This is a genomic window from Streptomyces sp. NPDC042346 (assembly GCF_055581845.1).
The window spans coordinates 344,916-362,485 of sequence record NZ_JBVJEH010000003.1 but is presented as its reverse complement, the minus strand read 5'-3'; the positions used below and the strand labels follow the sequence as shown (position 1 = coordinate 362,485).

17 protein-coding genes and 2 tRNA genes are annotated in these 17,570 nt (G+C 71.3%); 3 read left to right on the top strand and 16 right to left on the bottom strand.

Annotated elements, in window-relative coordinates; genetic code table 11:
• Nucleotides 1–21: 21 nt before the first annotated feature.
• From ACZ6K0_RS15245 to ACZ6K0_RS15235, 3 genes are all read right to left on the bottom strand, one after another.
• Complete coding sequence (locus ACZ6K0_RS15245) at nucleotides 22–783, bottom strand: hypothetical protein (protein WP_469233525.1); 762 nt, start codon at nucleotides 781–783, stop codon at nucleotides 22–24.
• Nucleotides 784–906: 123 nt separating this feature from the next.
• Complete coding sequence (leuS, locus tag ACZ6K0_RS15240) at nucleotides 907–3,777, bottom strand: leucine--tRNA ligase (RefSeq protein ID WP_469233527.1); 2,871 nt, start codon at nucleotides 3,775–3,777, stop codon at nucleotides 907–909.
• 283 nt (nucleotides 3,778–4,060) lie between these two features.
• Nucleotides 4,061–4,133 (bottom strand) — tRNA-Ala (locus ACZ6K0_RS15235).
• Between the two features lie 124 nt (nucleotides 4,134–4,257).
• Between ACZ6K0_RS15235 and ACZ6K0_RS15230 the strand changes: the two genes are divergently transcribed.
• Nucleotides 4,258–5,538, top strand: a complete 1,281-nt coding sequence (locus ACZ6K0_RS15230) for a glycosyltransferase 87 family protein (protein WP_469233528.1) — start codon at nucleotides 4,258–4,260, stop codon at nucleotides 5,536–5,538.
• Here the strand turns inward: ACZ6K0_RS15230 and ACZ6K0_RS15225 are convergent.
• Nucleotides 5,517–5,750 (bottom strand): hypothetical protein, encoded by a 234-nt coding sequence (locus tag ACZ6K0_RS15225; RefSeq protein WP_024756723.1) that lies wholly within the window; start codon nucleotides 5,748–5,750, stop codon nucleotides 5,517–5,519. The genes ACZ6K0_RS15230 and ACZ6K0_RS15225 overlap by 22 nt on opposite strands.
• A 137-nt stretch (nucleotides 5,751–5,887) precedes the next feature.
• A complete protein-coding gene (locus ACZ6K0_RS15220; RefSeq protein WP_376405964.1) occupies nucleotides 5,888–7,243 on the bottom strand; it encodes an MFS transporter in 1,356 nt (451 codons plus the stop codon).
• Nucleotides 7,244–7,422: 179 nt separating this feature from the next.
• Here ACZ6K0_RS15220 and ACZ6K0_RS15215 point away from each other — a divergent pair, with 179 nt between their 5' ends.
• Entirely contained in the window at nucleotides 7,423–8,280 is an 858-nt protein-coding gene (locus ACZ6K0_RS15215) for a helix-turn-helix transcriptional regulator (protein WP_376405962.1), read from the top strand.
• A gap of 44 nt (nucleotides 8,281–8,324) precedes the next feature.
• Here ACZ6K0_RS15215 and ACZ6K0_RS15210 read toward each other — a convergent pair.
• From ACZ6K0_RS15210 to ACZ6K0_RS15180, 7 genes are all read right to left on the bottom strand, one after another.
• Nucleotides 8,325–8,397 (bottom strand) — tRNA-Ala (locus ACZ6K0_RS15210).
• A gap of 95 nt (nucleotides 8,398–8,492) precedes the next feature.
• Nucleotides 8,493–9,146, bottom strand: a complete 654-nt coding sequence (locus ACZ6K0_RS15205; protein WP_376406247.1) for a histidine phosphatase family protein — start codon at nucleotides 9,144–9,146, stop codon at nucleotides 8,493–8,495.
• Nucleotides 9,143–9,607: a ribosome silencing factor gene (gene rsfS / locus ACZ6K0_RS15200; protein WP_055646289.1), complete on the bottom strand. Its 465-nt coding sequence runs from the start codon at nucleotides 9,605–9,607 to the stop codon at nucleotides 9,143–9,145. The genes ACZ6K0_RS15205 and rsfS overlap by 4 nt, the downstream gene beginning before the upstream one ends.
• Before the next feature lie 83 nt (nucleotides 9,608–9,690).
• A complete protein-coding gene (locus ACZ6K0_RS15195) occupies nucleotides 9,691–11,427 on the bottom strand; it encodes an LCP family protein (protein ID WP_469233530.1) in 1,737 nt (578 codons plus the stop codon).
• 19 nt (nucleotides 11,428–11,446) lie between these two features.
• Nucleotides 11,447–12,067 carry a nicotinate-nucleotide adenylyltransferase gene (nadD, locus tag ACZ6K0_RS15190; RefSeq protein WP_024756717.1) on the bottom strand — a complete coding sequence of 207 codons (621 nt, stop codon included), beginning with the start codon at nucleotides 12,065–12,067 and terminating at the stop codon, nucleotides 11,447–11,449.
• 52 nt (nucleotides 12,068–12,119) lie between these two features.
• Nucleotides 12,120–12,284, bottom strand: coding sequence for a hypothetical protein (locus tag ACZ6K0_RS15185; protein ID WP_099054282.1), 165 nt, complete (start codon nucleotides 12,282–12,284; stop codon nucleotides 12,120–12,122).
• Between the two features lie 84 nt (nucleotides 12,285–12,368).
• A complete protein-coding gene (locus ACZ6K0_RS15180) occupies nucleotides 12,369–12,581 on the bottom strand; it encodes a hypothetical protein (protein ID WP_469233842.1) in 213 nt (70 codons plus the stop codon).
• A gap of 128 nt (nucleotides 12,582–12,709) precedes the next feature.
• Here ACZ6K0_RS15180 and ACZ6K0_RS15175 point away from each other — a divergent pair, with 128 nt between their 5' ends.
• Entirely contained in the window at nucleotides 12,710–13,846 is a 1,137-nt protein-coding gene (locus ACZ6K0_RS15175) for a M48 family metallopeptidase (protein ID WP_469233532.1), read from the top strand.
• On the opposite strand, the gene ACZ6K0_RS15170 is transcribed toward ACZ6K0_RS15175, so the two are convergent.
• The 4 genes from ACZ6K0_RS15170 to ACZ6K0_RS15155 all read right to left on the bottom strand — a co-directional run bounded on the left by ACZ6K0_RS15170 (nucleotide 13,831) and on the right by ACZ6K0_RS15155 (nucleotide 17,475).
• Nucleotides 13,831–14,913, bottom strand: a complete 1,083-nt coding sequence (locus ACZ6K0_RS15170) for an SCO2583 family membrane protein (RefSeq protein ID WP_376405955.1) — start codon at nucleotides 14,911–14,913, stop codon at nucleotides 13,831–13,833. The two genes, ACZ6K0_RS15175 and ACZ6K0_RS15170, sit on opposite strands and share 16 nt — an antisense overlap.
• Before the next feature lie 71 nt (nucleotides 14,914–14,984).
• Nucleotides 14,985–15,548 carry an SCO2584 family spore wall biosynthesis protein gene (locus ACZ6K0_RS15165; RefSeq protein ID WP_376405953.1) on the bottom strand — a complete coding sequence of 188 codons (564 nt, stop codon included), beginning with the start codon at nucleotides 15,546–15,548 and terminating at the stop codon, nucleotides 14,985–14,987.
• 77 nt (nucleotides 15,549–15,625) lie between these two features.
• Nucleotides 15,626–16,909, bottom strand: a complete 1,284-nt coding sequence (locus tag ACZ6K0_RS15160; protein WP_376405951.1) for a glutamate-5-semialdehyde dehydrogenase — start codon at nucleotides 16,907–16,909, stop codon at nucleotides 15,626–15,628.
• A 62-nt stretch (nucleotides 16,910–16,971) separates the two neighbouring features.
• Entirely contained in the window at nucleotides 16,972–17,475 is a 504-nt protein-coding gene (locus ACZ6K0_RS15155; RefSeq protein WP_376405949.1) for a hypothetical protein, read from the bottom strand.
• Between the last annotated feature and the right edge of the window lie 95 nt (nucleotides 17,476–17,570).

Sequence of the window (17,570 nt, the reverse complement as noted above, 5' to 3'; positions counted from 1 at the left end):
CACGACGCGCCGCGCCGTCGGTCAGGTGGTCGTCTCCGGGCGCGCCGACTTCTCCCACGGGTAGGCGGTGCGCCGGGGATCACGCGCCGTGATCGCGGGCGGCTCGCCCCCGGCCGCAGAACCTGCCCCAGGTCCGGACGCAGGACGGGCAGCAGGACCGGTCGCAGAGCCGGCCGCCCCGGCGGGGCTCCCCCACCCTTCCGCCGCACGCGTCTCCGGCGCGGCCTCCGGGGTGTCCCAGTGGCGCAGGGCGCCCGCCTCGACGTCGATCTGGGCGCTCAGCGACGACAGGTCGTCCTCGGCGAACTTCAGGGCCCGGTCCCGGGCGGCCCGGCGCAGGGCGTCGGCCGACCCCGCGATCTGCTCCGTCCGCCGCGTGAGCTCGGGAAGCTGTCCGGCCACCCACGCCTTGTCGGGCTCGCGCTCCATGCGCTTCAGGTCGTCGTCCAGCTCGAGCCCGTGCGCGCTGAGCCGGTGGAACAGGTCGAGCGACTCCTTCAGCGAGGCGTCCTCGCCGACGCCCGCCTGGAGCGCCTCCTGCGTGGCCCGCATCGAGGTGCGCAGGGAGAGCCGCAGCTTGGCCAGCTCGCCCGCGACCCCGGCCTGGCCGAAGCTCTTGGCCCGCAGCGTGGTGTCCTCCACGGTGCGCCGGGCCTGGTCCAGGGTGCGGTCCACCCCGCGCTTGGCGGCCTTGGCCACCTTCACGGTGGCGTAGACCCCGAGCGCCACGAAGGCGAAGAAGAGCAGCGCCATGATCGTGATAATCGCGGCTTCGGCTTCCATGTCCGCCCCTCCGGCATCCGTCGAGTCCCCACGACTGTGGTCTCTCCACCGTAAACGGAAAGGGCAGGCCAGGGGTTCCATCGGAACCCCCAACCTGCCCCTAGGGAAAACCCCTATGTGCCGTCAGGCGACGATGTTGACCAGCTTCGGCGCGCGCACGATCACCTTGCGGATCTCCGCGCCGCCCAGCGCCGCGACCACGTGCGGGTCGGCCAGCGCCAGCGCCTCCAGCTCCGCGTCCGTGATCGACGGGGAGACCTCCAGGCGGGCCCTGACCTTGCCCTTGATCTGCACGACGCAGGTCACGGTCTCGTCGACGACGTACGCCGGGTCGGCGACCGGGAAGTCCTGGTGGACGACCGATTCGGTGTGACCCAGCCTGCGCCACAGCTCCTCGGCGATGTGCGGGGCCAGCGGGGCGACCAGCAGCACCAGCTGCTCGGCGACCGGCCGGGACAGCGCGCCACCGGTCTTCGTCAGGTGGTTGTTCAGCTCGGTGACCTTGGCGATGGCGGTGTTGAAGCGCATGGCCGCCATGTCCTGCGCGACACCGTCGATCGCCTTGTGCAGGGCACGCAGCGTGTCCTCGTCGGCGGCGGTGTCGACGACGGTGACCTCACCGGTCGACTCGTCGACGATGTTGCGCCACAGGCGCTGCAGCAGCCGGTACTGGCCGACCACGGCGCGCGTGTCCCAGGGACGCGAGACGTCCAGCGGGCCCATCGCCATCTCGTACAGGCGCAGGGTGTCGGCGCCGTACTCGGAGCAGATCTCGTCCGGCGTCACCGCGTTCTTCAGGGACTTGCCCATCTTGCCCAGGACGCGGCTGACCTTCTCGCCCTCGTACCAGAAGGCGCCGTCCCGCTCCTCGACCTCGGCCGCCGGCACGGCGATGCCGCGGGCGTCCCGGTAGACGAAGGCCTGGATCATGCCCTGGTTGTAGAGCTTGTGGAACGGCTCGGCCGAGGAGATGTGGCCCAGGTCGAACAGCATCTTGGACCAGAAGCGCGCGTACAGCAGGTGCAGCACGGCGTGCTCGGCGCCGCCGACGTACAGGTCGACGCCACCGGTGGGCATGCCCTCGCGCGGGCCCATCCAGTACTGCTCGACGGCGGGGTCGACCAGCTTCTCGGAGTTGTGCGGGTCCAGGTAGCGCAGCTCGTACCAGCAGGAGCCGGCCCAGTTGGGCATGGTGTTGGTCTCGCGGCGGTAGCTCCGCGGACCGGCGCCGTCACCCAGGTCCAGGGTGACGTTGACCCAGTCCTCGTTGCGGGACAGCGGGGTCTCCGGCTGGGTGTTCGCGTCGTCCGGGTCGAAGGTCCGCGGCGAGTAGTCCTCGACCTCCGGCAGCTCCAGCGGCAGCATCGACTCGGGCAGCGAGTGCGCGACGCCGTCCTCGTCGTAGACGATCGGGAAGGGCTCGCCCCAGTAGCGCTGGCGGCTGAACAGCCAGTCGCGCAGCCGGAAGTTGACGGTGCCCTCGCCGATGCCGCGGTCGGCCAGCCAGGAGGTGATCTTCGCCTTGGCGTCGACGACGCCCAGGCCGTCCAGCGAGATCTCACCGTTGGCGGAGTTGACCAGCTTCGCCTCGTAGGAGGCGAAGGCGTCGTCCCAGACCGACGGGTCCGTGCCGCGGTCGTCCGACGGCTCGACGACGCAGCGCATCGGCAGTTCGAAGGCGCGCGCGAAGGCGAAGTCACGGGTGTCGTGCGCCGGGACGGCCATGATGGCGCCGGTGCCGTAGCCCATCAGGACGTAGTCGGCGATGAAGACCGGGACCCGCTCGCCGCTGACCGGGTTGGTCGCGTACGCGCCGGTGAAGACACCGGTCTTGTCCTTGGCCTCGGCCTGCCGCTCGACGTCGGACTTGGAAGCGGCCTGCTTGCGGTAGGCGTCGACGGCCTCGGACGGCGTGGCGTGCCCGCCGGTCCACACGTCGTGGGTGCCCTCGGGCCAGACGGCCGGGACGATCTTCTCGACCAGATCGTGCTCGGGCGCCAGGACCATGTAGGTGGCGCCGAACAGGGTGTCCTGGCGGGTGGTGAAGACCGTGATCGCACCGGTGTCGCCGACCTGGAAGTCGACGCGGGCGCCCTCGGAGCGGCCGATCCAGTTCCGCTGCTGCAGCTTGATGGCCTCGGGCCAGTCCAGCGCGTCCAGGTCGTCCAGCAGGCGGTCCGCGTAGGCGGTGATCCGCATGTTCCACTGGCGCAGCTTGGACTTGAAGACGGGGAAGTTGCCGCGCTCGGAGCGGCCGTCGGCGGTGACCTCCTCGTTGGCCAGGACCGTGCCCAGGCCGGGACACCAGTTGACGGGCGCGTCGGAGGCGTACGCCAGGCGGTACCCGCTCAGGACGTCGGAGCGCTCGGCGGCGCTCAGCTCGCTCCACGCGCGCGTGCCGGGGGCCTCACGCGTGCCGTTCTCGAACTGCTCGATCAGCTCGGCGATCGGACGGGCCTTGCCGGCCTCGTCGTCGTACCAGGAGTTGAAGATCTGCAGGAAGATCCACTGGGTCCACTTGTAGTACCCGGGGTCGATCGTGGCGAACGACCGGCGCTTGTCGTGGCCCAGGCCCAGCCGGCGCAGCTGGACCTTCATGTTCTCCATGTTGGCCTCGGTGGACACGCGCGGGTGCGTGCCCGTCTGCACGGCGTACTGCTCGGCCGGCAGGCCGAAGGCGTCGAAGCCCAGGGTGTGCAGCACGTTGTGGCCGGTCATGCGCGCGTGGCGGGCGTAGACGTCCGTGGCGATGTAGCCCAGCGGGTGACCGACGTGCAGGCCCGCACCCGAGGGGTACGGGAACATGTCCATGATGAACTTCTTGGGCTGGGCGGCGACCTCGGGGTCGCCCGCCAGGTCACCGGAGGGGTTCGGCGCCTCGTAGGTGCCCTCGGCGTCCCAGAAGTCCTGCCAGCGTGCCTCGATGTCGGCGGCCATGGCTGCCGTGTAGCGATGCGGGGCCGCCGTCTCGGCGGTCGTATTGATCTCGGTCATGGTCCTTGAAGCTCCATCGATCGTCTCTGCCCACTGCCACGAACTGCCGTTAAACGAAAAATCCCCTCGCACAGGAGGGGACGCCGCGCCGACTCCGGCGGGATGACGGTCGACGGGACGACAGTCATGCGCCGGGACTGATCAGCGCGGCTCGGTAAGCAGGAGGCGTACGGCACGCATGGCGCCAGGGTACCGCAGCGCCCGCGCGAGCCGCACCGGCGTTCCACGCGTGGACACACGAAGAAGCGGGCCACCCGATCCGGGTGACCCGCTTCCTTTTCTGTGGAGCTAAGGAGAATTGAACTCCTGACCTCCTGCATGCCATGCAGGCGCTCTACCAACTGAGCTATAGCCCCTTGCTGTTTTCCGTCTCCGTTTCGGTTTCCCTCGCGGCGACAGACAGAACATTAACCGGCTCCCCGGCAGAACTCCAAATCGATTCTCCGACCCCCTCCGACCTGCCGGGTAGGGTCGCCGACTGTGTCCGTCTCCGTGCTCTCCAAAACCCGCGCCCGGCCGTGGCCCCTGGTCACCGCCGCGGCGGTCTGTCTGCTCTCGTTCGCGGCCTTCTGGGTGGCGCAACGCCTCGCCCACGTGAACATGCTCGACGTGATGGTCTACCGGGCCGAGGGCGAGACGGTGCGGGCCGGCGGCGACCTCTACGCGATGCGCGCCACCTCGGCGAACCTCGCCATGACGTATCCGCCCTTCGCGGCCCTGCTGTTCGTCCCGCTGACCCTGGTGAGCGTCCCGGTGATGCGGACGCTCGCGACCGCGGGGAACCTGCTCCTGGTGATCGCCCTGGTCCAGCTGTCGCTCCAGCTGGTCCGTCCGGCGCTGTCCCGGACGGACCTGTGGCGTACGACGCTGTGGGTCGCCGCGGCCGTGGTCTGGTGCGAGCCGGTGTGGACGACGCTGCGGTACGGCCAGATCAACCTGCTCATAGCGGTGGCGGTCCTCTGGGACCTCACCCGCCGCCAGGGCAGCCGCTGGGCCGGTCTGGGCATCGGCCTCGCGACAGCGGTGAAGCTCACACCGGGACTCTTCGTGGTCCTGCTGCTCGCCGCCGGTCTGCTGCTGTGGCGCCGGGACCGGGCCTGGAACCAGTGGCTGCGCACGGGGGCGACGGCGACCGGGGTGTTCCTGGCGACGACGCTGGCCGTGGCGCTGGCCCTGCCGGCGGACTCGAAGAAGTTCTGGACGGAGACGCTCTTCGCGACCGGCCGGGTCGGCTTCGCCGAGGAGACCGCCAACCAGTCCATCAGCGGTGTCCTGGCCCGGCTGATGCACACGGACTCCCCGGGCATCTGGTGGGTGCTGACCGCCGCCGTCATGGGCGGTGCGGCGATGGTCCTCGCGGTACGGGCCGCCGTCCGCGGCGACAAGGCGGTGGCCGTGGTCATCTGCGCGTTCACGGCGCTGATGATCAGTCCGATCTCGTGGTCCCACCACTGGGTCTGGTGCGTGCCGCTGCTGATCCTGCTCGCGGACCGCGCCACGCGCGCGTGGCCGGTGACCGGTGTGGTGGCCGTGGCCTTCGCGTCGTTCGCGCTGTGGTGGGTGCCGCACGACCCGGGGCGTCCCGAACTGGACCAGAACGCGGGACAGATGCTGCTCTCCGCCGTCTATCCGCTCACCGCGACGGCGCTGCTCGTGGGGTACGTGCTGATCCTGCGGCGTCAGGCGCCGCCCCAGGCTCAGGCCGGGGCCCCGGCTCGAGCTCCGGCCGAGGCGCCGCTTCAGGCTCTGGCGAAGGAGTAGAACCGCTTGAGGGTGCAGTGCTCGTCGAGGAGCCGGCCGTAGATCGGCTCCCCCTCCAGCTCGCGGTACGTCTCGATGGGGTCGCCTTTTATGATCAGCGCCCGCGCGCACTCCTCGCACCAGTACTGGAACTCGGGGTTGACGGGGTCCATGTCGCGCACGATGGGCGTACCGCTGCCGCACCAGTCGCACTTCCGCCTGTGTGCACCCATCAGTCAGCTCCAGCTGTGGCCGCAGGCCGTGCACCCATAGGACACCCTGCCGTTGTCGCCGAGCACTTGGGTCACCCTCCCGTCCGGATCCTCGTCCCCCTCCGGCCGTCCGATTCTGCCATGGCCCCGCAAGGGGGTCAGCGCGCTCGCCTGGGCAGCCCCGCCACGGCGCCCACGACCGCCGCGGCGGCCAGGGCCAGGGTGGTCGCCCACAGCGCGTCGGCGGAGGCCTGCGCTCCGGGAACCGTCACCCGGCCCAGGAAGAGGGCGCCGAAGGCCGCGACTCCGATGAGCTGGCCGAGCTGGGTGACGGTCGCGAGCAGTCCACTGGCGTCCGCCGCGTCCTCGGGCCGTACGGTGGCCAGCGCGCCGGTCAGGGCGGGGCTGAAGGCCAGCGCGATGCCCACGCCCACGCCGCACAGGGCCGGATAGAGCATCCAGCCGCCCGAGCCGCCGTCCCCGAGGGACAGTCCGAGGGCGAGCAGGGCGACGGCCGCGAGCAGGAATCCGCCCGGGATCAGCATGCGTTGCGTCCGGGCCGGCCAGCGCCGCCAGGTCAGTCCGACGACGCCGAACGCGACGGCGGCGGGACCGAAGGTGAGTCCGGCGCGCAGGGCGCTGTGGCCGAGCCCACCCTGCAAGTGCAGGGTGAGGGTGAACAGGAACCCGGCGTTGACGCCCATCGCCACAGCGATCCGGACGACGGCCCGCCCCATGCCGGGCACGCGCAGGACGCGCGGGGCGATGAGGGGCGCGCCGCCGCGCCGGGCCAGCCCCGACTCGTACGCGCCGAACACGGCGAGGAGCACCGCGGAGCCGCCGAGCGAGACCCACGACCACAGCGGCCAGCCCTGCTCCTCCCCGAGGACCAGGGGGACGGTCAGCAGGGACACGGCGGCCGCGAGGAGCAGCAGCCCCGGCAGGTCGAGGCCACGGGTCCGCTCGGGCCCGGTACGGGCGTCGCGGGGGAGGATCCGGGCGCCGAGGACGAGCAGGGCGATCCCGATCGGGACGTTGACGAGGAAGACCGGCCGCCAGCCCGTGCCGAACAGGTCGGCGCTGACGAGGATGCCGCCGACGACCTGGCCGGCGGCGGCGCCGGTGGCCAGGACCGCGGAGTACGCGCCGAGCGCCCGGACCCGGCTCTCGCCGGTGAAGTTCCGCTGGATGAGGCTGAGCACCTGCGGGAGCATCAGGGCGGAGCCGGCGCCCTGGACGAGCCGGAAGGCGATCAACTGGCCGGTTCCGGCGGCGAGTCCGCAGGCCAGGGAGGCCGCGGTGAAGAGGGCGAGGCCGCCGAGGTACATCCGGCGGTGGCCGAGCAGGTCCCCGAGCCGGGCCCCGGTGATGAGCAGCACCGCGTAGGTGATGGTGTATCCGGCGACGACGAGCTGAAGTCCGGCTCCGGACGCGGAGAGTTCGGTGCGGATGGTGGGGGCGGCGACGTTGACGATGAAGACGTCGAGGAGCGCCATGAACTGGGCGGCCAGCACCACTCCGAGCAGCGGTCCGGGGCGATTGTCGGTGGCACGGTCTTTACTGGGTGTGGGACGTGTTGTGGTCGAGGGCATACGACGAGAGTGACCTCGGTCCGATACGGGTAACGAGAGCCCGCTGATGCTGGTACTGACACCACCTGGCAACGGCGGCACGGGGACTCGACCATGGGGGTGTGACGACTTTGGCAGCTGTACCGACCCAGCCGCGCCGACGGCCTGAGCTGGCCGCGTTCCTGCGCAGTCGCAGAGCCCGGGTGACACCGGAGGACGTCGGCATGCCGCCGGGATTCCGGCGCCGCACACCGGGGCTGCGCCGCGAGGAGGTCGCCCAGCTCTCCGGCGTCGGGGTGACCTGGTACACCTGGCTGGAACAGGGCCGACCGATCAACGCCTCCGCTCAGGTGCTCGACGCCGTCGCCCGCACGCTCCGCCTCGACCGGCCCGAGCGCGAGCATCTCTACCACCTCGCCGAGGTGCCGTACGCCCCGGAGCGCACGGCCCCTGACGTCGAGGTCGTCAGCCCCGAGATCCAGGGGATCCTCGACGCCCTGGACCCGCACCCGGCGGTGCTCTACAACGCGCGGTACGACGTGCTGGCGACGAACACCACGTACGAGCGGCTCTTCCTGTGGGACGGAAGCACCCTGGACACGGGCCCGTTCGGTTTACGCAACGTGCTGTGGGCGCTGTTCACCGCGCCGGAGCCGATATGCCCCCTGGTCGACCGCGAGCAGGAGCTGCCGCTGATGGTGGCCCAGCTGCGGGGCGCGTACGGACGGCACGTGGGCGAGCCCTCCTGGGAGGCGTTCGTACGGCGTCTGGCGGAGGCCAGCCCTCTCTTCGCGCGGCTCTGGCGGAGCGGCGACGTCGTCCCGCCCGGGACCCGGGTGAAGACCTTCCGTCACGACGCGGTCGGCGAGATGCGGATGACCTCGGTCTCCCTGTCCGTCAACGGGATGCCGGAGTGCCGGATCGTGACGTACACGCCCAACGACGAGGAGAGCCGCCGCGCGATCCGCGCGCTGGGCTGAAACGACGAATCCCGCCCCCTGTTGGGGACGGGATTCGGTGACTGTGGAGCTAAGGAGAATTGAACTCCTGACCTCCTGCATGCCATGCAGGCGCTCTACCAACTGAGCTATAGCCCCTCGTGTTCTTCGCGCTCTGCGCTGCGAACAAGAAGAACTTTAGCCTGTGACCTGCCGGAAAGCGAAATCCGGGTCCGGCAGGCCGCTCACGTGCCTCAGTCGTCGTCGCCGAGGACCGGCTCGGGCAGCGTGCCGGCGTTGTGCTCCATCAGGCGCCAGCCACGGGCGCCCTCGCCGAGGACGGACCAGCAGCAGTTGGAGAGCCCACCCAGGCTCTCCCAGTGCTGGGCCTCCAGGCCGAGGAGCCGGCCGATGGTGGTGCGGATCGTGCCGCCGTGGCTCACGACGACGAGCGTGCCGTCCTCGGGGAGCTTGTCGGCGTGCTCCAGGACCACCGGAGCGGCCCGGTCGGCCACCTCGGTCTCCAGTTCGCCGCCGCCCCGGCGCACAGGCTCGCCGCGCTTCCACGCGGCGTACTGGTCGCCGTACCGGCCGACGATCTCGTCGTGGGTCAGCCCCTGCCACTCCCCCGCGTACGTCTCGCGCAGGGCGGAGTCGTGGTCGACGGTGTGGCCGGTGAGCGCGGCGAGCTCGGCGGCGGTGGCCGACGCCCGCTTCAGGTCGGAGGCCACGATGGCGTCCGGCTTCAGCGCGGCGAGCAGCCGGGCGGCCCGGCGCGCCTGGGCGACACCGGCCTCCGTCAGCTCGATGTCCGTCGACCCCTGGAACCTGCGCTCGAGGTTCCAGGAGGTCTGGCCGTGACGCCAGAGGACGATGCGGCGGCCGATGCCGCCCTTGGTGGTGCTCAGCTCAGCTCACCGTCCGGTCCCTCGGGCAGGCCGGACCCGGCTTCGATGTCGGCGCCGGTCAGGGCGGCGTGCTCGGCGGCCTTGCCGCGCGTCTTCAGGGCTTCCTCGGGCAGCGGGAGCTCGGGGCAGTCCTTCCACAGGCGCTCGAGGGCGTAGAAGACACGCTCCTCGCTGTGCTGGACGTGGACGACGATGTCGACGTAGTCCAGGAGGATCCAGCGGGCGTCGCGGTCGCCCTCGCGGCGCACGGGCTTGGCGCCGAGGTCCTTGTTCAGCCGCTCCTCGATCTCGTCGACGATCGACTTGACCTGGCGGTCGTTGGGCGCGGAGGCGAGCAGGAAGGCGTCGGTGATCGACAGCACATCGCTGACGTCGTACGCGATGATGTCGTGAGCGAGCCGGTCGGCGGCCGCCAGAGCGGCGGCGTTGACGAGCTCGATGGAGCGATCCGTAGCGGTCACAAGCAGGCTTTCGTCGGCGGTCCAGTACCCCTCCAGGGTCTCACGGACCGCCGACGACCCCGCCAACGTTTATCCGGGGGGCTCTACCGGGCCTTCGGGACCTTGTAGTCCTGGCCCAGGACCACGGTCACGGCGGCGGTTCCCGTGGGCTTGCCCTTCTGGACCGAGCCGGCCGGAAGCCCCAGGGTCTTGGCCACCTCGGCGGCCGTCACCTTCTGGGCCTCGTCACCGTAGACGACCTGCGACTTCTCCTGGGTTTCCGCGTCGGTGCCGCCGATGAAGGCGTACCCGCCGTTGATCAGGACGATCCGGGCCGACTCGGTCGCCTCCTTGCCGGAGCCGTCCCGCACGGAGACCCGCGGCACGTCGCCCGCCTCGGGGGCGGAGACCTTGCCGCCGAGGATGTCCTTCACGACGCTGTCGCTCGCGCCCTCGGCCAGCGTGCCGTCCTGCTCGACCGGCAGCAGGGCCGTCTTGTAGGCGCCGCTCTTGGCGTGCTCGGCGAGCTTGGCGAGGGAGGCGCCGAGGTCCTTCTCGGGGAGCGACGGGTCGAGGATCTGGACCAGGGACTCGACGGTGACCGTGGCGGCCTCGGGGTCGTCGGAGATCTTCCGCAGCACCCCGTTCATGACCTGGCCGAAGCGCTGGAGCTGCTTGGCCTCGGCCTCGCCGGGCGCGCGGTAGGTGGCGTAGGCGACGGCCGCGCGGCCGTTCAGGGTCTGCTTCTCGCCCTTCTCGACGAGCGGCGGCGCGCCCTTCTTCGTGTCGGGGACGGCCGTGTCCGTGTCGACCTCGATGCTGCTGACCAGCTCGACCAGGTTCTCCAGGAACGGGGTGTCCAGCCGCCAGGTGCCGGTGATCTTCGCGCCGAGGAGGTTGCCGATCGCCTCGCGGGTGCCGCCCGAACCGTCGTCCTCGACGGACTTGCCGAGGGTGGTCGCGGAACCCTCGCCGTCGGCGACGGCGAGCGAGTTGGGGAGCAGGACGGTGGTGCCCTGCTTGGTGGTGGTGTTGTCCACGAGCAGGGCGGTCGAGGTCCCGCCGCCCCTCGTGTCGTGGAGGTGGACGACGATCGTGTCGCGCTTCTGCGGGCCGGTCGCCGTGCCCTGCTGCTGCTCCGGGGTAGAGCTGCCGGGGAGCATCCCCGCGGACCAGAGGTAGCCGACACCGCCCGCGGCGGCGAGCACGAGGACGACGACGAGCGCGACGATCCGGTTGCGGCCGCGCCGCCTGGCCTCCTCGCGCCGCTCCGAGCGGCTCTCGGTGAACTTCAGCCAGTCGATGACGTCCTCGGAGTCCTCGTCGGGCTCCTCGATGAACGAGAACTGCTCGGTGCGGTACTCCCGGTCGTCGTCGCCCTGCCGCGCCGGGCCGGGCCGCTCGGACGCGGGGCGCTGCCCGGGAACACCGGCCGGAGCCACCGGAGCCGCCGGTGCGGCCTGCACCGCCTGGGCGGTCGGCATGGCCTGGGTCGTCGGCATCGCCTGCGTGGCCTGTACGGGGGCGGGCTCGGCCTGCGCGGCCCACTGCTGCCCGGTGTCGTACGAGGGGTAGGCGTAGCCCTGCTGCCCGTACGGGTCGTACTGCGGCTGCTGGGCAGGCTGGACGGGCTGGACGGGCTGCTGCTGGGCGTAGGGGTCGTAGCCGTACGCCTGCTGTTGCTGCTGCGCCTGCTGCTGACCGCCGTACGGGTCGTCATACTGCTGACCGGGCTGCTGCGGTGGCTGCGGCTGCTGGTACACCGGCTGCCCGTACGCGTCGTAGCCGATGATCTGCGGCTGCGGATAGTACGGGTCGTACGGATTCTGCTGGTCGTTCACCGGTGGCCCTCCCCGAAGCTCACTCGCCGCGGTACAACTGGCGCTTGTCGATGTAGCGCACCACACCGTCCGGGACGAGATACCAGACGGGATCGCCCTGCGCGACCCGCGCCCGGCAGTCGGTGGACGAGATCGCGAGCGCGGGAACCTCGACCAGCGAGACCCCGCCCTTGGGCAGTCCGTCGTCGGTGAGGTCGTGGCCCGGCCGGGTGACGCCGATGAAGTGCGCGAGCGAGAAGAGCTCCTCGGCGTCGCGCCAGGTGAGGATCTGCGACAGCGCGTCGGCCCCGGTGATGAAGAAGAGGTCCGAGTCGCTGTTGAGAGAGCGCAGGTCCCTCAGCGTGTCGATCGTGTAGGTCGCGCCGGGTCGGTCGATGTCGATCCGGCTGACCGAGAACTGCGGGTTGGACGCGGTGGCGATGACCGTCATCAGGTAGCGGTCCTCCGCCGCCGACACGGCCTTGTGGCCCTTCTGCCACGGCTGCCCGGTCGGCACGAACACCACCTCGTCGAGGTGGAACAGGGCGGCCACCTCACTGGCGGCCACCAGGTGACCGTGGTGAATCGGGTCGAACGTTCCGCCCATCACGCCGAGTCGGCGTTTGCCGCGGCCGCCGGTAGACACTTCCTGCTCTCCCATGCGTGCAGAGCCTACTGGCACCGCGGCTGACGCCGGATCGGCGGTCGTCGGATCAGCGGTCGCGGTTGAAGCGCGTGGTGATCCACAGCAGCAGGAGCAGCGCGCCGAAGGCGCCGAAACCGGTGAGGTACGGGTTGAGGCTGTCGTGGTTGCCACCGTGCTCGGCAGCGCCCTCGGCGAGCGTGACCAGGTTGGCGGCGGTGCTGTGGAGGCTCATCGTCAACAGGACCTATCGATCGGGAATGGGAGCGGAGACTTCGCGCACATCGTATGCGGGCCGTCCGGACAGTCTCACGCCGACTCAGGCGTTGGCGTCGTCAGTGCTGGTGTCGGCGCCGGTGTCGGCTTCGGCGGGCGTACCGGTGTCGCCGGAGCGGTAGCCGCGCAGCAGGAACCAGGCGAGCAGGGCGCCGCCCACGATCGAGGCGACGAGCACGATCCGGAGGGTGTTCCCCAGGCCCACGGGTTCGGCGGCCGCGAGCAGGGCCGCGGCGGCGTCGATGGTGTCCGGCATGTCGGTCGTGCTCCTCGCTGGTCCACGGTGCCCGAGTTATCCACAGGCTCCGGCACACGGTAGCGCCACCGCCTAGGCTGGGTTCCGTCAGGGGGACGAGCACCGACTCGTACGAACAGGGGGCATCCATGACCGAGAACCACCAGGGGAACGTGCCGAGCAGGCAGCGAAAGCGGTTCCCCGGCATCTCCTCGCGGGCCTACGAACATCCGGCCGACCGCTCGGCGCTGGTCGCGCTGCGGAAGCTCAGCGGCTTCGACACGGCCTTCAAGGCACTCAGCGGACTCCTCCCCGAGCGCAGCCTGAGACTGCTCTTCCTCTCCGACTCCGTCCGGGTGAGCGACGCGCAGTTCAGTCAGCTCAACGACATGCTGAGGGACGCCTGTTACATCCTGGACCTGGAGAAGGTCCCGTCGATGTACGTCACGCAGGACCCCAAGCCCAACGCGATGTGCATCGGCATGGACGAGCCGATCATCGTGGTCACCACCGGCCTGGTGGAGCTGCTCGACGAGGAGGAGATGCGGGCGGTCATCGGCCACGAGGTGGGGCACGCGCTCTCCGGCCACGCCGTGTACCGCACCATCCTGCTGTTCCTCACCAGTCTCGCGCTCAAGATCGCCTGGGTGCCGCTGGGGACCGTGGCGATCACGGCCATCGTGACGGCGCTGCGCGAGTGGTTCCGCAAGTCGGAGCTCTCCGCCGACCGGGCCGGGCTCCTCGCCGGACAGGACGTGCAGGCCTCGATGCGCGGCCTGATGAAGATCGCCGGCGGCAACCACCTCCACGAGATGAACGTGGACGCGTTCCTCGCCCAGGCCGACGAGTACGAGAAGGCCGGCGACCTGAGGGACTCGGTCCTGAAGATCCTCAACGTGCTGCCCCGCTCGCACCCCTTCACCACCGTCCGGGCCGCCGAGCTGAAGAAATGGTCGGAGAGCCGCGATCACCAGCGGATCATGGACGGGCACTACCCGCGGCGCTCCGAGGACAAGGACACCTCGGTCACGGACTCCTTCCGCGAGTCGGCCAACCACTACGCGGAGACGGTGCGGACCAGCAAGGATCCGCTGATCAAGCTGGTCGGAGACATAGCCGGTGGCGCCGGTGACCTCGCGGGCGACCTGGGCGGGCGACTGCGCAACCGCTTCAGCGGCGGCCAGAGCGCCAAGGACACCGACGGCAAGCCGGGGACCGGGGCCGCGGACGGCAAGGCCGACGGCAAGACCGACGGCGGGACCGGGGACGGTCAGGGCGAGGGCTGAGCGCTCGGCGCCAGCGCTCCGCACAGGGACGGGGCCGCGGGCCTGGCCGTGGCGTACGGGTCGGTGACCGCCGGCCCGCCCGCCTCCGGGGCCCGCGCGCCGGCCAGGAGCGGCTTCAGGGTGCCGGTGGAGCCGGGGCCGCACGCCTGCGGTCCGGCCTCCACCGTGCTGGCCAGCAGCTCGGCCCGGTGCATGCGCAGGTCCTCGCGGTCGAAGCGGAAGTGCACGACGCGATGGACGGTGAAGAGCGAGGCCGCGGTGACCGGTCCCACACCCCCGGTCGCCGGACGCAGGGCGTAGGTGTACGTGTGGTCGGCGGTGACGTCCAGCGTGTCAGGACCGGACTCCTCGAAGCGGAGCGTGCCCTGCACGCGGGTGCCGGGATCGGCGAGCGCGACCTGCCGCGGGTCGAAGCGGACGAGCCAGCCGGCGAGGGCGTGCTGTCCGTCGTCGGCCGGCGACTCGACGCTCCGGTCGAACTGCTCCAGCTGATCCGGGTCGAGCAGCAGCCGGACGGGCCGCACGGTCGTCCCGGAGAGGGTGTCGGGCGCCAGGGAGGAGGCGACGAGGTAGTCCTTGGCGATGCTGAGGGCGGCGACGACCTGGCTCTCGGCGAAGTGGGAGGTGCGTCCGACGACGGGCAGATTGATGCCGGCGGCTCCCGTGCGGTACTCGGCGGCCGGGCTGTGGGAGAAGAGCTGATCCGGCCGGCCGCCCGGGACGGTGCCCTGCGGGGCGAGCGGGACCACGGTGGTCCGCAGCGGTTCGGCCCGCTGGTCGACGGGGGGCTGGTACGGGTTGCGGACGCCCAGGTAGATGGCGGTGCCGAAGGCGAGGAGGATCAGCAGGACCAGCAGGACGGCCTGGCGGGAGCCGGTTCGGCCCTCTCTGGAGGCCCGGGACCTGACGGCCTGGGCGTACTCCCCCATCCGCTCCTGGGCGGAGAACTCCTGGAGGCGGGCAGCACGGACGAACGCCTCGTCGAAGACGACGGATCGGTATTCGTCCTCACCACCGCCGGGGAGACCCTCGGGTGTCCCCTCAGGCGGGTCGCCACGCCCTGCCATACCTTCAGGGTAGGTCCGCGGAGGCTCCGGTAAACGCCCAGGTGTGCGACAACTTCGGAAGAGTTCCGCCGTCAGGGTGTACGAGGGGCCGCGGGGACCGGGGAACCGTGGGCCGCGGGCGGGGCCGGGGCCGGGTTCGGGGTGTCCACGCCGGTGGTGGCCGGCGCCGGGATCCGGTCCTGGCGGTTGGCGACGGCGCCGCGGTAGACGGCGCTGAAGGCGAGGGCGACCATGCCGATGCCCATGAGGAGGGCCAGGAGCCAGGCGACGGGCCGGTGCCAGCGGGCGCGCCCCCGGTAGGGGCGCAGGGCGCCGCCGTGGCGGCCGTAGGGGCTGGCGTCGTCCCCGATGTCGTCGGGCTCGTAGGTGAGGCCCGTGGGGTCGTAGCCGTCCGGGTACGGGTCGTCGTCGATGGATCCGCCGCCGGCGCGGGCCCGGGCGGATTCGGCCTCGGCTCGGGCCTGGGCGGCGGCGAGGAGTCGCTCGACCGCGGTGGGCTCGTGCACCGTGGCGGCCCGCACGAAGGCCTCGTCGAAGACCACGGTGGCGTAGTCCTCGTCGGCGCCTCCGCGGTCGACAGAGTCCTCAGGGTCGCCGCCGTCCGGGAACGGCGTGCCCCCCACGTCGTCCGGCACGGATTCAGAGTAGACCCGGGAGCCGGTTTTGGGCAGGGAGAGCGCGAACCCTCCCCGCCCGTCCCGGAAGGAGGCGGTTATCGAACGTGGCCGTCGCCGGTGACGATGTACTTGGTCGAGGTCAGTTCGGGAAGCCCCATGGGGCCCCGGGCGTGGAGCTTCTGCGTGGAGATGCCGATCTCGGCGCCGAAACCGAACTGCCCGCCGTCCGTGAACCGGGTGGAGGCGTTCACGGCCACCGTGGTGGAGTCGACCAGCTGGGTGAAACGGCGCGCGGCGGCCTGCGAGGTGGTGACGATCGCCTCGGTGTGGCCGGAGGACCACATGCGGATGTGCTCCACGGCCTTGTCGAGGGAGTCGACGACGGCGGCGGCGATGTCGTACGAGAGGTACTCGGTCTCCCAGTCCTCGGGCGTGGCCGGTACGACGGTGGCCTTGGACGCCGGGGCGTGGGCGAGGACCCGCTCGTCGGCGTGGACGGTGACGCCGGCCTCGGCGAGGGCGTCGAGGGCCCGGGGCAGGAAGGCCTCGGCGATGTCCTGGTGGACGAGGAGGGTCTCGGCGGAGTTGCAGACGCTGGGCCGCTGGGCCTTGGAGTTGATCAGGATGTCGACGGCCATGTCGAGGTCGGCGTGGGCGTCGACGTAGACGTGGCAGTTGCCGGTGCCGGTCTCGATGACCGGGACGGTGGACTCCTCGACGACGGTGCGGATGAGGGAGGCGCCGCCGCGCGGGATGAGGACGTCGACGAGGCCGCGGGCGCGCATCAGCTCGCGGACCGACTCGCGGGACTCGCCGGGGACGAGCTGGACGGCGTCGGCGGGCAGTCCGGCGCCGCCGACGGCGTCGCGCAGGACCTTCACCAGGGCGGTGTTGGAGGCGTACGCGGAGGACGAGCCGCGGAGGAGGACGGCGTTGCCGGACTTGAGGCAGAGGGCGGCGGCGTCGACGGTGACGTTGGGGCGGGCCTCGTAGATGATGCCGACGACGCCGAGGGGGACGCGGACCTGACGGAGGTCGATGCCGTTGGGGAGGGTCGAGCCGCGGACGACCTCGCCGACGGGGTCGGGCAGCGCGGCGACGTGACGGACGTCGGCGGCGATGGCCCGGACGCGCTCCGGGGTGAGGGTGAGCCGGTCGATGATGCCCTCGTCGGTGCCGGCCGCACGGGCCTTGGCGATGTCCTCGGCGTTGGCCTCGACGATCTCGGCGGTGCGGACTTCGAGGGCGTCCGCGATCGCCAGCAGGGCGTCGTCCTTGGCCGCGCGCGGGAGTGGCGCGATTTCGGCGGCGGCGCCACGGGCCCGGTAGGCGGCCCGGGTGACCGGGGAGAGGTTGTCGAGGGGCGTGAGCGAGGTCATGCCCGCAGGGTACTGGCACCCCTGCGGACATCCCTCACGTATCCCGCACTCCGAGACACCCCTCAGTAGGGGTGGACGCCGACCGGCGCGGCCGGTGGCGGGCCGTAGCCCTCCGCGATCCGCAGGTGGTAGGTCTCGCGGTCGATGACCTCGAGACCGACGATCTCCCAGGGCGGCAGCTTGGCCGTCTGCCGGTGCTCGCCCCACAGGCGCAGGGCGACGGCCGCGGCGTCGTGGAGGTCGCGGGCCTCCTCCCAGTACCGGATTTCGGCGTGGTCGTTGGCGTAGCGGCTGGTCAGCAGGAAGGGGTGGTCGTGGGCCAGCTGTTCGAGCCCGCGCCGCACCTCCTTCAGCGGCGACTCCGCTCCGGAGACGCTGAGGGTGATGTGCCAGAGTTTGGACACGGGCCGCTCCTCGGCGCGTGATTCCCGTGTCTCGGTGGTGGTCTCGGTCTTCGTGTCCGTGGACCTGTCCCGTGCCTCGTCGAAGTCGGCTCCGGCCTCGACACTGGTCAGGGCGCGTTCGGCAGTCCCGCGGGGCGGTGCCCCAGGGCGCGCTCGTCTCACCGGCGGCCTCCTGTGTGATGCGTGTGGTGCTGTACCCCGCCTTGCTCTTACCCCCGAGACAAAGTTGACCAGCCCGAGGCGGCAGATGGGGCGGT

Bases quoted from the DNA above. Each gene is read 5' to 3' on its own strand.
- ACZ6K0_RS15225 (WP_024756723.1), bottom strand. From the start codon at position 5,750: ATGGGTGCACACAGGCGGAAGTGCGACTGGTGCGGCAGCGGTACGCCC.
- ACZ6K0_RS15245 (WP_469233525.1), bottom strand. From the start codon at position 783: ATGGAAGCCGAAGCCGCGATTATCACGATCATGGCGCTGCTCTTCTTC.
- ACZ6K0_RS15170 (WP_376405955.1), bottom strand. From the start codon at position 14,913: ATGGCAGGGCGTGGCGACCCGCCTGAGGGGACACCCGAGGGTCTCCCC.
- ACZ6K0_RS15160 (WP_376405951.1), bottom strand. From the start codon at position 16,909: ATGACCTCGCTCACGCCCCTCGACAACCTCTCCCCGGTCACCCGGGCC.
- ACZ6K0_RS15175 (WP_469233532.1), top strand. From the start codon at position 12,710: ATGACCGAGAACCACCAGGGGAACGTGCCGAGCAGGCAGCGAAAGCGG.
- ACZ6K0_RS15180 (WP_469233842.1), bottom strand. From the start codon at position 12,581: ATGCCGGACACCATCGACGCCGCCGCGGCCCTGCTCGCGGCCGCCGAA.
- leuS (WP_469233527.1), bottom strand. From the start codon at position 3,777: ATGACCGAGATCAATACGACCGCCGAGACGGCGGCCCCGCATCGCTAC.
- nadD (WP_024756717.1), bottom strand. From the start codon at position 12,067: ATGGGAGAGCAGGAAGTGTCTACCGGCGGCCGCGGCAAACGCCGACTC.
- ACZ6K0_RS15185 (WP_099054282.1), bottom strand. From the start codon at position 12,284: ATGAGCCTCCACAGCACCGCCGCCAACCTGGTCACGCTCGCCGAGGGC.